Genomic DNA, 13,211 nt, shown 5'->3' on the forward strand with positions numbered 1-13,211 from the left:
CACCCTGTTCAACCCCGGATACAGCAAAACCCATGGGCAATATGCTTCGTATTGGGCCAGCTTTGATCTGGCTTGCAGTCAGCCTGCCAACCGAGGCGGAAATGCCCGCCGACCACCCCGCCCCTCATCTTGACCCGGCCTGGCTCGCGCTTGTCAGCTATCAGCCGGACTCTTTTGGTGGAGGCTACACCAGCCAGGCCGACGACCCGGCATTCTTTCTCAGCGAGGAGGGTAAGCACTCACCCAGGGCGGAGCTGGAAGCAACCCTCGATGCTATCCAGCGGCCCGGCGAAGGCGATAACCACGCCCGCTGCCAGTTTCCTGCAAGGGCAACCTGGCTGCAGAAAAAGCTGAATTTGTCATTACCGGATATCGATTGCCCGGGCTACCAGCAATGGTCGGAGACGCTGAACACGGAAACCGTGACACTGGTGTTCGCGGCATCCTACCTGAACAGCCCGTCTTCCATGTTCGGCCATACCTTCCTGAGGCTGGACCCTCCCCAGGACGACGAGGAAACCAACCTGTTACTGGCCAACACGATCTCCTATGCCGCCGACGCTGCCGCTCATGACAGCGAAATTCTCTTTGCCTACAAGGGCATCTTCGGCGGTTACCCCGGAATTACGACGATCCAGCCCTATTACGAAAAGATCCGCTTGTATTCGGACATCGAACACCGGGATCTGTGGGAATACAAACTGAACCTTACCCAGGGCGAAGTGGACATGATGGTCGCCCACGCCTGGGAGATCCGGGACCGGAACTTCGATTACTACTTCTTTGACGAAAATTGCGCCTATCGTCTGCTGGCGCTGATTGATATCGCCAGGCCGGGCACAGACCTTCTGGGCGAAGTGAACACTCACGCAATCCCCTCGGACACGGTGCGCTGGGTGGTGGACAAAGACCTGGTCAGCGACGTGTATTACCGCCCCTCGGCGGCCACAACAGTCGCTTATAGCCTCGCCGCCCTGCCCGATGACCAGCAGACCCTCGCGGCCGCGATTGCCAATGGTTATGTCGCTGCCGATGCCAATGAAGTATCGGACCTGCCACAAGAGCTACGGGCCCACGTGCTCGACGCCACCTACGATTACGTGCGCTATAAAAGCGAGGCGGACGGCTGGCCCCGGGAAATCGCCGCACCCCTGTCCCACGAGTTGTTGCGAGAGCGTAGCCATATCAACGGTGTGTCGGCCCCACCGGAGCCGACTGAGCCCCTGGTACGGGACGACCAGGGCCACGACACCTTCCGCCTGAGTCTTGGTGCCGGCCAGCAGGCACACAGGGAATTCACCCAGGTCACACTGCGGCCGGCTTACCATGACTTACTGGATCCGCCTGCGGGCTACCGCACCGGCGCCCAGCTGCAGTTCCTGAGACTGGATGCACGCCTGTACACAGGCAACAACGAAGTCCAGCTGGAACAGCTTACCGGTGTAGAGATTCGCTCATTGAGCCTACGAAACGCCTTCTTCTCCCCCATTTCCTGGCAGGTTGGCTTTGGCGGGCGCCGAACCGACACCAGAAACGATCGGGTGCTGACCCCTTACCTGGAAGGGGGCGCTGGGGGAAGCTGGGGGCTCGGCAGTAATACCCAGGCCTTTGCCATCGCCACCGCCGACCTGGAAATCGATGACGACCTGGGCCATGGCTACGACGCAGCCCCGGGCGCCGACCTTGGACTGCTGCACCAGAACAACCGCTTCAGCGTGCTTGTGGGCGCGAAAACCAAAGCCTGGATTGTCAGCAGCCAGCACCGTCAAGACCAGCTGTACGCCAAAACCAACTGGCACATCGGACGCGAATTCAGCCTGTTTGCCGAATTCAGCCGGGAAGACCACTTCGACAGGTACCAAAGCACATGGCAAGCCGGACTCCACGCCTACTTCTGACCCCTCGCACAAAAACGCTCAGCGGGTTTTTGGTCGCCGCTCTCCTGCTGTCGGGGTGCAGCAACGTATTCTTCTACCCGGACCGGGTCACCTACATCACCCCGGACCGCCTGAATCTCGCCTACGACGACATCTACCTGGATACCGCCGATGGCGAAACCCTCCACGGCTGGTGGCTGCCCGCAGAAGTGCCTGAGAATGATGCCAAGGGCACCGTCTATTTTCTCCACGGCAACGCCCAGAACATCAGCAGCCACATCCTCAACGTCACCTGGCTGCCCGAGAAAGGCTACAACGTCTTCACTATCGACTACCGCGGCTACGGCAAATCCACCGGCGACCCGGACATCGAAGGCGCCCTTCATGACGCGGAAACCGGGCTGCGTTGGTTGGTCGCCAAACCAGACGTAGCAGACAAACCCGTATACATCTTCGGCCAAAGTCTCGGGGGCGGACTGGCAATACCACTGGCCAGCGAATGGGCTCAGCGAGAAGAGCGGCCGCGGCTGAACGGCCTGATACTCGACGGAACCTTCTCCGGCTTTCGCCAAATTGCCCGGGAAAAACTGGGAGCTTTCTGGCTAACCTGGCCGTTCCAGATTCCCCTCAGCTGGACCATTCCTGAGGAATACGAAGGTTTGGACCGCATCGCCGGCATTCGCCCGGTTCCGGTGATGATTATTCACAGTGTTCGGGATGGGATTATTCCGTTTCACCATGGCCAGGCGCTTTATGAAGCGGCAGAGGAGCCGAAGGAGTTTTTACAAACGGATACACCTCACGGCGCGACGTTTGTGATTCCGGGGTATAAGGAGGCGGTGCTTCGGTTTATGGCAAGATCATAATAAAAAAACCCGCCAATCTCCTAAGAGTGGCGGGTTTTTGTCGGATCACGCCTGCGGCTAATCCGGCCTACCTCAAGCGGAAGCTTCAGGCAGAGAAATCGGTCGGCTCGTCGCCTTCCTTGATTTCCTTCATGGACAGCTTGACGCGGCCACGGTTATCCACGTCCAGCACCTTCACCAGAACTTCCTGACCTTCGCTCAGCTCGTCGGTCACATTCTCGATGCGGCGGTCAGAGATCTGGGAAATGTGAACCAGACCATCCTTGCCAGGCAGGATGTTGACGAAGGCACCGAAGTCCACAATGCGCTCGACGCGACCCTTGTAGATGGCACCAACCTCAATCTCCGCAGTGATTTCCTTAACCCGGTTCACCGCCGCCTGGGCCGCTTCCTGGTTATCGGCATAGATCTTCACGTTACCGTCGTCATCCAGATCAATGGAAGCGCCGGTCTCGTCACAGATGGAGCGGATCATGGAGCCGCCCTTACCGATGACGTCACGGATCTTCTCAGGGTTGATCTTGATGGTGGTGATGCTTGGCGCACGGGAAGAAAGCTCGGCACGGGGTGCAGAGATAACCTTGTTCATCTCGCCCAGAATGTGCAGACGCGCTGCATGGGCCTGCTCAAGGGCAAGCTCCATGATTTCGTCGGTGATGCCGTTGATCTTGATATCCATTTGCAGGGCAGTTACGCCCTCCTGGGTACCCGCAACCTTGAAGTCCATGTCACCCAGGTGATCTTCATCCCCCAGAATGTCGGTCAGAATCGCGAACTTGTCGCCTTCCTTGACCAGACCCATGGCAATACCGGCAACCGGTGCCTTGATGGGCACACCCGCATCCATCAGTGCCAGGCTGGAACCACAGACAGACGCCATTGAGCTTGAACCGTTGGACTCGGTGATCTCGGAAACCGCACGGATTGCATACGGGAACTCTTCCAGGGTCGGCATAACCGCCAGAACACCACGCTTGGCCAGACGACCATGACCAACCTCACGGCGGCCCGGACTGCCAACACGGCCAGCTTCACCAACCGAATACGGAGGGAAGTTGTAGTGGAACAGGAACGGATCCTTGCGCTCGCCTTCCAGGGCATCAATGATCTGCACATCGCGGGAGGTACCCAGCGTGGTGGTCACGATGGCCTGGGTCTCGCCCCGGGTGAACAGGGCGGAACCGTGAACGCTGGGCAGAACGCCCACTTCGATTGCGATCGGGCGAACGGTCTTGTTGTCCCGGCCATCAATACGGGGCTTGCCCTCGATAACCTGATGCCGAACGATGGCTTTCTCCACCTTGCCGAAATACTTTTTGACTTCATCGGCGGAAGGCTGACCTTCCTCTTCACCGGCCAGTTTTTCGACAAGCGCAGTCTTGATTTCGCCCAGACGGGAGTAGCGCTCCATCTTGTCGCGAATGCCGTAGGCTTCCTCGATGGCCGCGGACGCTTCGGTCTTGACGGCATTGAGAAGCTCGGTGTTCTCTGCCGCTGGCTGCCAATCCCACCGAGGCTTACCGGTTTCAGCGGCAAATTCCTTGATCGCGGCGACAGCCACCTGCATTTCCTGATGGGCGTATAGAACCCCACCCAGCATCTGATCTTCAGTCAGGCCCTTGGCTTCGGATTCAACCATCAGAACTGCGTCTTCGGTACCGGCAACGACCATGTCCAGCAGGGACGTTTGCAGCTCTTCGAAAGTCGGGTTCAGGAAATAACCGCGCTCGTTGGTGTAACCAACACGGGAAGCACCAATGGGGCCGTCAAACGGGATGCCTGAAATGGACAGCGCCGCTGAGGCGGCAAGCATCGCCGCAATGTCCGGATCCTGGTTCTTGCTGGAGGACATCACGGTGAGAATGACCTGAACTTCGTTCATGAAGCCGTTCGGGAACAGCGGACGAATCGGACGGTCGATCAGACGTGAAGTCAGGGTTTCTTTCTCGGAAGGACGACCTTCGCGCTTGAAGAAGCCACCGGGGATTTTACCAACAGCGTAGGTCTTCTCGAAGTAGTTCACGGTCAGCGGGAAGAATGGCTGGCCCGGCTTTGCTTCCTTGGCACCAACAACAGTGCCGAGAACAGAAATATCATCAACGGTTACCAGCACGGAACCGGTGGCCTGGCGGGCAATACGGCCGGTTTCCAGAGTGACGGTCTTGCCGCCAAGCTCAAACGTTTTCTTTACAGGTTTCAGATCCACAAATAACTCCAGTTCTATCTTTTCCAGATTGATTCATCCAGCACGCCCCTGCGCGCTGGATCGACTATCTGCAGGTGTTGCTCTGTGATCCGAAAGACAACCCGCCTGAAAGCTAACAGGCTGTTGCAAAACCCCGGTCTGTCGGGCGGCAATTCCAAAGGCCGCCGGGCCCGGGTTTTTCAACAACCTGCTATCAATTTCAGCTTTCCATTACGACAAGGAATCCTTCGGTGACACAGACAATACAACTGCAGTTAGAGACAAGCACAACCAGCAGGTCCGGAAAGAACCTGCTGGTTGATGGCTGCAACCGGAGTTACCGGCGCAGCCCTCAGGTCGTATAGACCCGGATTAGCGACGCAGACCCAGACGCTGGATGAGTTCCAGGTAACGGTCAGCGTTCTTGCGCTTGAGGTAATCCAGCAGCTTACGACGCTGGTTTACCATCCGGATCAGGCCACGGCGGGAATGGTGATCCTGCTTGTTGACCTTGAAGTGATCCTGCAGCTTGTTGATGTTGGCGCTGAGCAGTGCAACCTGAACTTCAGGAGAACCGGTATCGCCATCACCTTGCTGAAAATCATTAACGATCTGTGCTTTCTCATTGGCAGAAAGTGCCATAACTCACCTCATTGTTGCGATGCTTTCAGATCCGGCCGAACCGCGCATCTCTACAGCCCGGCTAAACAGCGATGCGCCTATGGCTTCCCGCTGCTCTTCACCAGTCGGCGGGGGACCAGATTGGTCTCCTCACCTTCCGGGAATGCTTCTGCCAGCCCGACAAAACCTTCGTTGCGGTTCTCTTTCGCATAGAGTCGCACGAAGCCTTCATGGGCTTGACCCGGTATTCTAACCGGTTGTCCATTCAATATCGATACCAGCGCTGGCCCCGCCAGGAAGTGCTCCGGGAACATGGATAGCGCAGCATCCGGGGCGACCAGCAGGCCATCCAGGCTTTCGTCGCGCTCTCGCATCTCTTCCAGGTCTGTGACCACACGGGCATCGGCCAGGGTAAACCCCGACGCCATGGTACGACGCAGTGCCGTCACATGGGCACCACAACCGAGGGCTTCGCCAATATCCTCAACCAGTGAGCGAATGTACGTACCCTTGGTGCAACTGACGGCAATATCCATCTCATTCTCACGGATGTCGAGAAGCGTCAGCTCGTAAATGGTGACTGGCCGGGCCGGTCGCTCCACTTCAATGCCTTCCCGGGCGTATTCGTAGAGCGGGCGCCCCTTATGCTTGAGCGCCGAATACATGGAGGGAACCTGCTGGATATCGCCCCGGAATCTGTCCAGAACCGGCTCCAGCACCTCAGGGGAAAGACCGGCAGGTACCGGCTTCTCGGCAACGATGGCGCCTTCACTGTCACCGGTTTCGGTACTGATTCCGAGCCGTGCTGTGGCGATGTAGGCCTTGTCGCTGTCCAGCATCATCTGGGAGAACTTGGTGGCCTCGCCAAAACACAGCGGCAACACCCCGGTGGCCAATGGATCCAGCGCGCCGGTGTGACCAGCCTTGGCCGCCCCGAACAGGCGCTTGACCTGCTGCAAGATGCCATTGGAGGTGATGCCGAGCGGCTTGTCGATCACCAGAATGCCATTGACCTCACGGCCCTTGCGTCTGCGACTCAAGCGTTCCGCTCCGGATCGTCCTGGCTTTCGTCCTCATCACGGTCCACGGCGGGCTTGTCGCCAACCGCTTCCCGAATGAGACTGTCCATCTTGCGGCTGTAGCCCTGCAGGGCGTCAAAGTGGAACCGGAGCTGCGGAATAACCCGAAGCTTCATGGCACGCCCCACCTGCCCGCGAAGAAAGCCCGACGCCTTGTTAAGAACAGCGATAGACTCTTTAACTTCCGGAGACTCCTCCGTCAGCTCTTCGGTGGAAAGCAGGGATACATAGATATCGGCGTAGCCAAGGTCACGACTGACCTTGACTGCATTCACCGAAACCATGCCCACCCGGGGATCTTTGACTTCCCGCTGGATGAGCTGGGCGAGCTCCCGTTGCATCTGATCGCCAATGCGATCAATCCGACTGAACTCTCTAGGCATCAGGCCCCCGTAGACTCAAGCTTGCGCTCGACCCGGACGCGATCGAATACTTCGATCTGGTCACCGACTTTCACATCGTAACCCTTAACGCCGATACCACATTCCATGCCATTACGGACTTCAGGTACGTCATCCTTGAAGCGGCGCAGGGATTCCAGCTCGCCTTCAAAGATAACCACGTTGTCCCGCAGAACACGAATAGGCTTGTTACGGTAAACCGTACCTTCGATCACCATACAGCCGGCCACCTGGCCAAACTTCGGCGAACGGAAAACGTCGCGAACGTCGGCAATACCGACAATGTCTTCGCGGAATTCCGGTGCCAACATCCCGGTCAGCGCTGCTTTCACATCATCAATCAGGTTGTAGATGATGCTGTAGTAGCGCAGGTCCAGACCTTCCTGCTCAACCAGTCGTTTGGACGCTGTGTCGGCACGAACGTTGAAACCGAAGATAACCGCGTTGGTCGCCATCGCCAGGCTGACGTCGGTCTCGGCAATACCGCCCACACCGGAAGATACGATCTTCACCTGAACTTCGTCGTTGCCAAGATCCTGCAGGGCCTTGGTAATGGCTTCCAGAGAACCGCGAACGTCGGTCTTGAGCACAACATTGAGGGTTTTGACCTCATCCTTGCCCATATTCTCGAACAGATTCTCAAGCTTCGCCGCCTGCTGACGCTGGAGACGCTGCTCCCGCTCGCGAACCTGGCGGAACTCGGCCAGCTCCTTGGCCTTCTTCTCGTCGGCAACCGCGAAGAACTCGTCACCGGCGTCCGGCGTACCGTTCAGGCCGAGGATTTCAACCGGGATGGACGGCCCTGCTTCCTTCACCTGTTTGCCGGCTTCATCAGTCATGGCCCGGACCTTACCGAAGTAGGAACCAGCCACAACCATGTCGCCCTGGCGCAGAGTGCCGTTCTGTACCAGTACGGTAGCAACGGAACCGCGCCCACGCTCAAGACTGGACTCGACCACAACCCCTTTGGCCGGGGCGTCTGTAACCGCCTCCAGCTCCAGAACTTCGGCCTGTAGCAGCAAGGCTTCAAGCAAATCATCGATGCCCTCACCGCTATGAGCTGAGACCGGCACAAACTGGACGTCACCGCCCCAATCTTCCGGAATCACTTCCATACCGGCCAGTTCAGTCTTGATGCGATCAGGGTCGGCTTCTTCCTTGTCCATCTTGTTCATCGCAACCACGATGGGCACACCGGCTGAGCGGGCGTGCTGGACAGCTTCCCGGGTCTGGGGCATCACACCATCATCGGCGGCAACCACCAGAACCACGATATCGGTACACTGGGCACCACGGGCACGCATCGCAGTAAATGCCGCGTGGCCCGGGGTATCAAGGAAAGACACCATGCCGTGGTCAGTTTCCACGTGGTAGGCACCAATGTGCTGGGTGATACCACCGGATTCGCCGGAAGCCACCTTGGTACGACGGATGTAATCCAGCAGTGAGGTTTTGCCGTGGTCAACGTGACCCATCACACTCACAACCGGAGCACGTTTGGTCTTCTCGCCGCCTTCGAAGGAGAATTCGCTCAGAACCTCCTCTTCAAACGCATCGTCGCTGACTGTCTTCGCCTTGTGACCCAGCTCTTCAGTCACCAGAACGGCAGTTTCCTGGTCCAGTGCCTGGTTGATGGTGGCCATAACGCCCATTCCCATCAGGGTCTTGATTACGTCACCCGACTTGACCGCCATACGCTGGGCAAGGTCACCGACAGTAATCGTTTCCGGAATCTCTACTTCTCTGACCATTGGTTTGGTCGGCCTCTCGAAGCCATGACGCTTCTCTTTGGGTTTCTTTTTCGCACGCAGCGGCTTACGCAGCGTGGTCTCTTCCTCGTCCTCGGAGATAACCAGCGGCTCATCCACCGGACGGGCGCGAGGACCGCGATGACCAGCCTGCTTCTTCTTGGGCTTGCCTTCTTCGACCTCGTCGCCACGCTCGCGAACTTTTTCTTTCTTCTTCTTCGGCTTGCGATCCTTGCCGTCACCCTCAGGTGGTGGCATCGGGATATCTTCCGGAGCGGTAACTGGCGCTGGCTCTGCCGCTTTCTTCGGCTCTGCTTTCGCGGCCGGTTCCTGCTGTGCAGCCTCTTCCGATGTCGCTGCCTCAGCCGTAGACGGCTTTTCAGCCTCAGCCTGTAGCGCCTGCTCGGCGGGTACCTTTGGCGCCTCTTCCACCAGCGGCTGCTCTTGCGCTTGTTCTGCTACCAGCTCTTCCGGTTTCGACGCTTCAGCTTCCGGCTGCGCTTCAGCCCGCTTGATGTACGTGCGGCGCTTGCGAACCTCAACATTGACGGTTTTTGCCTTGCCCGCCTTGAGCGTCGTGGTGGTCTTGCGCTTCAGGGTAATCTTGCGCGGCTCGGAATCGGCCTCGCCGTGAGTCTTTCTCAAATAGGCCAGCAACTGCTGCTTCTCATCGCTGGAGACAGAATCACTCTCGGAGCGGGCCTTCAGGCCGGCCTCCACAATCTGCTTCAGCAAACGATCCACGGGAGCGCCTACATCTTCGGCCAGTTGTTTTACCGTTACTTCAGCCATACTGGTCCTCCTCCCGAATTAAGCCTGGTCTTCAAACCAGGGGGCACGTGCGGTCATGATAAGCTGACCGGCACGCTCTTCATCCATACCATCGATATCGAGCAGATCGCCAACCGACTGCTCTGCCAGATCTTCCATGGTGCGCACACCCATGCCTGCCAGCTTGAAGGCCAGGCTACGGTCCATGCCGTCCATACCAAGAAGATCCTCTGCCGGCTCGGCACCCTCAAGTGCCTCTTCGCTTGCCAGGGCCTGGTTCAGCAGGACATCCTTGGCACGGCGACGCAGTTCTGAGACGGTCTCTTCGTCAAAACCTTCGATCGACAGCATTTCTTCCATTGGCACATAGGCCACCTCTTCGATCGAGGTAAACCCTTCCTCAATCAGCACGCCAGCGAACTCTTCATCAATATCCAGGTTGCCAGTGAAGTGCTCTACGAGTCGATTGTACTCCTGTTCCTGACGCTCGCCGGCTTCTTCTTCGGTCATCACGTTCAGGGTCCAGCCCGTCAGTTCCGTAGCCAGACGAACATTCTGGCCGTTCCGGCCAATCGCCTGGGCCAGATTGTCTTCCGCCACTGCCACTTCCATGGTGTGCCGGTCTTCGTCCATTACGATGGAGGCAACCTCCGCCGGGGCCATGGCATTGATCACCAGCTGGGCCGGGTTATCGTCCCAGAGCACGATATCGACTCGCTCACCACCCAACTCGTTGGAAACGGCCTGAACGCGTGAACCGCGCATACCAACACAGGCGCCAACCGGGTCGATACGGCGATCATTGGTTTTGACGGCAATCTTCGCCCGGGAGCCGGGATCCCTGGCGGCACCACGGATCTCAATCAGTTCTTCCGCAATTTCCGGAACCTCGATGCGAAACAGCTCAATCAGCATCTGCGATGCGGTGCGGCTCAGGATCAGCTGGGGGCCGCGATGATCGGTACGGATCTCCAGAAGCAGGGAGCGCACCCGGTCGCCCATACGGAAGGTTTCCCGGGGAATAAGGTGTTCCCGGGGCAACAGCGCTTCGGCGTTACTGCCCAGATCAACTATCACGTTGTCACGAGTCACTTTCTTGACCGTACCAGACACCAGCTCACCAACACGGTCGCGATAGCTGTCGACAATTTTCATGCGCTCAGCTTCACGGACCTTCTGGAAGATTATCTGCTTGGCGGCCTGGGCACCGATCCGACCGAACGCCTCGGACTCAATTTTCTCTTCATGAATATCGCCCGGCTTCAGCGCCGTGTCGATTTCCTCAGCTTCCTGCAGCGTGAGCTCTGTTCCGAGCGCAGGAACCGCGTCGTTGTCTACAACCAGCCAACGGCGGAAGGTTTCATATTCGCCGGTTTTCCGGTCAATCGAAACCCGGATATCCGCCTCTTCGTCATCAAAGCGTTTTTTGGCAGCGGTGGCCAGTGCCAACTCGATCGCTTCAAAAATCACATCCTTCTCGACACCTTTTTCGTTCGAGACGGATTCAACCACCAGCAAGATCTCTTTACTCATTGGATTGCCCTGCCCTCAACATAAACTGTGCGTCCACTGACTTTTTAATATCGTTCATTCGAATACCGGTACGATGTGGGCCTTTTCGATGCTGTCGAAAGGCAGAAGATATTCGTGGTCATCAACGACCACCACCACATCATCACCTTCGACGCCTTTAATCAGCCCCTGGAACTTCCGGCGCCCTTCAAATGCCATCCGGAGACGAATCTGCACCTGGTGGCCGGCAAAGGCTTCGTATTGTTCCAGACGAAACAGCGGGCGATCCATACCCGGGGATGAAACCTCCAGTGTGTACTCGGTCTGGATGGGATCTTCCACATCCATCACACCGCTGATCTGGCGACTGACTTTTTCGCAGTCCTCAATACCGATGCCGTTCTCGGCATCGTCAATAAATACTCGCAGCAGGGAATGATGGCCCTGTGAGCGGAATTCAATGCCCCAGAACTCATACCCCAGCCCCTCAATTACAGGCCGGAGAATGTCTTCCAGTTGTTTAATCTTGGCTGACAAGTTACGCCTTCTCCGTTATCAGATTTACCGGCCCCAAAAACAAAAAAAGGGCTGTTTTATCAGCCCTTTTTATGCACCAGGGCCCTTTGCGCCAGGCCCCTTAATCAAAAAGCCCCGAACAATGGGGCCTTTTGTTGCAAGAACTCGCAGGAAGCAAACCGGTGTACCGCTTCCTGCTGACAGACACCTGGCCTGCCAGAAACCCGCCAGCACCACGCGGCAGGTCCCAATATCCGCCGGAGTATAGAGACGCCAGGCAGAGTGGTCAAGGACTGACCAAAAAAAACGGCCTGGAGAGTCCAAGCCGTCTTTCTTCTATATGGTGCCCGGGGCCGGACTCGAACCGGCACAGCTTTCGCCACTACCCCCTCAAGATAGCGTGTCTACCAGTTTCACCACCCGGGCAACATTCTTACTCGAGTTCAGGGAGACCAGACTCCCCGCCCCCGGTTTCGCTGGAGGAAGCTCCGCCATTTCCAGCAGCACTGTCAGCCGGTGCGGGGGCCGCAGATTCCTCAACGACAGGAATTCCTGCTTCCCCGGCCAGCTCAGCGCGCTGCTTGGCAAAGATCGCCAACGAGAAACTTGTTACAAAAAATACGATGGCGAGCAGGGTAGTGAAGCGGGTCAGAAAACTGCCGCTGCCCTGGCTACCGAAAACTGTCTGAGAGGCGCCACCACCAAAGGCAGCCCCTGCGTCAGCACCCTTGCCCTGCTGGATCAGCACCAGACCCACCAGCGCCACCGCGATCACGACGTGCACAACGACTACCAGTGTCTCTAACCAATCCATAACGACTCTCGCGAACCTTTAACTTTAGGCACTTGCCGGAGAAGCCCGGCAAATACTAACAAATTCTTCTGCTACCAGTGACGCTCCGCCAATCAACCCACCGTCAATATCCGGTTCGGCAAAAAGCGCGGCTGCATTATCCGCTTTTACACTCCCCCCGTAAAGCAGGGATACTTCTTCGGCCGGGGCGCCAATCTCTGCCAGCACCTTTCTGATCGATGCATGCATGGCCTGGGCATCTTGTGCTGTGGCGGTTTTGCCGGTACCGATCGCCCATACAGGCTCGTAGGCGACAATAACATGCGACCACTGGCTCGGCGCCACCGCTGCCAGACCGTTCCGGACCTGACCTGCAACAACCGACTCCGCCTCGCCCGCCTCACGCTCTTCAAGCGTTTCACCGACGCAAACTATGGCACTCAGATTACTACCAACAATGCGCTCAACTTTCGCGGCCACCTCATCGTCGCTTTCAGCAAAGATATGACGACGCTCAGAGTGCCCGACCAGAACGTAACGGCAACCCTGGTCCTTTGCCATCTCAGCGGAAATCTCACCGGTGTAGGCTCCGGACTCCCACTGCCCAACGTTCTGAACACCCAATGCCAATGTATCACCGGCTTGGGCGGCCACATCTCCGATATAAATTGCGGGAGGCATAATAACAACCTCAACGCCATTATCAAGAGACTCAACCTGGGATCGCACATAGCCTACCAGCGTTTGGGCCAGGTCTTTCGACCCGTTCATTTTCCAGTTTCCGGCTACGATCTTACGACGCATAACAGTTCCCGAACGTGAGGGAGGGCGAACTATACAGG

At 57.5% G+C, this 13,211-nt stretch carries 11 protein-coding genes and 1 tRNA gene; 2 read left to right on the forward strand and 10 right to left on the reverse strand.

Going from position 1 to position 13,211, the window contains the following annotated elements; translation table 11 throughout:
• Positions 1 to 32: 32 nt before the first annotated feature.
• Positions 33 to 1,898 (forward strand): DUF4105 domain-containing protein, encoded by a 1,866-nt coding sequence (locus tag ACN0XM_RS14695; protein WP_417567688.1) that lies wholly within the window; start codon positions 33 to 35, stop codon positions 1,896 to 1,898.
• Positions 1,868 to 2,743 (forward strand): alpha/beta hydrolase, encoded by an 876-nt coding sequence (locus ACN0XM_RS14700; protein WP_417567689.1) that lies wholly within the window; start codon positions 1,868 to 1,870, stop codon positions 2,741 to 2,743. Before ACN0XM_RS14695 ends, ACN0XM_RS14700 begins: the two co-directional genes overlap by 31 nt.
• Before the next feature lie 85 nt (positions 2,744 to 2,828).
• On the opposite strand, the gene pnp is transcribed toward ACN0XM_RS14700, so the two are convergent.
• From pnp to tpiA, 10 genes are all read right to left on the reverse strand, one after another.
• A complete protein-coding gene (pnp, locus tag ACN0XM_RS14705; RefSeq protein ID WP_417567731.1) occupies positions 2,829 to 4,943 on the reverse strand; it encodes a polyribonucleotide nucleotidyltransferase in 2,115 nt (704 codons plus the stop codon).
• A 357-nt stretch (positions 4,944 to 5,300) separates the two neighbouring features.
• Positions 5,301 to 5,570, reverse strand: coding sequence for a 30S ribosomal protein S15 (gene rpsO / locus ACN0XM_RS14710; protein WP_099617538.1), 270 nt, complete (start codon positions 5,568 to 5,570; stop codon positions 5,301 to 5,303).
• Between the two features lie 77 nt (positions 5,571 to 5,647).
• A complete protein-coding gene (truB, locus tag ACN0XM_RS14715; protein ID WP_417567690.1) occupies positions 5,648 to 6,589 on the reverse strand; it encodes a tRNA pseudouridine(55) synthase TruB in 942 nt (313 codons plus the stop codon).
• Entirely contained in the window at positions 6,586 to 7,011 is a 426-nt protein-coding gene (rbfA, locus tag ACN0XM_RS14720; protein ID WP_417567691.1) for a 30S ribosome-binding factor RbfA, read from the reverse strand. Before rbfA ends, truB begins: the two co-directional genes overlap by 4 nt.
• The gene (gene infB / locus ACN0XM_RS14725) at positions 7,011 to 9,569 is read right to left on the reverse strand and encodes a translation initiation factor IF-2 (protein WP_417567692.1); all 2,559 of its coding nucleotides are present in this window, start codon (positions 9,567 to 9,569) and stop codon (positions 7,011 to 7,013) included. The genes rbfA and infB overlap by 1 nt, the downstream gene beginning before the upstream one ends.
• Before the next feature lie 18 nt (positions 9,570 to 9,587).
• Positions 9,588 to 11,081, reverse strand: coding sequence for a transcription termination factor NusA (gene nusA, locus ACN0XM_RS14730; protein ID WP_417567693.1), 1,494 nt, complete (start codon positions 11,079 to 11,081; stop codon positions 9,588 to 9,590).
• A 54-nt stretch (positions 11,082 to 11,135) separates the two neighbouring features.
• Complete coding sequence (gene rimP, locus ACN0XM_RS14735; RefSeq protein WP_099617543.1) at positions 11,136 to 11,597, reverse strand: ribosome maturation factor RimP; 462 nt, start codon at positions 11,595 to 11,597, stop codon at positions 11,136 to 11,138.
• A 320-nt stretch (positions 11,598 to 11,917) separates the two neighbouring features.
• Positions 11,918 to 12,002 (reverse strand) — tRNA-Leu (locus ACN0XM_RS14740).
• Positions 12,003 to 12,009: 7 nt separating this feature from the next.
• Entirely contained in the window at positions 12,010 to 12,390 is a 381-nt protein-coding gene (gene secG / locus ACN0XM_RS14745) for a preprotein translocase subunit SecG (RefSeq protein ID WP_417567694.1), read from the reverse strand.
• 24 nt (positions 12,391 to 12,414) lie between these two features.
• Positions 12,415 to 13,173, reverse strand: a complete 759-nt coding sequence (tpiA, locus tag ACN0XM_RS14750) for a triose-phosphate isomerase (RefSeq protein ID WP_417567695.1) — start codon at positions 13,171 to 13,173, stop codon at positions 12,415 to 12,417.
• Positions 13,174 to 13,211: the final 38 nt, after the last annotated feature.

The sequence above is a fragment of the Marinobacter sp. genome (genome assembly GCF_048269445.1).
Lineage (GTDB): Bacteria > Pseudomonadota > Gammaproteobacteria > Pseudomonadales > Oleiphilaceae > Marinobacter.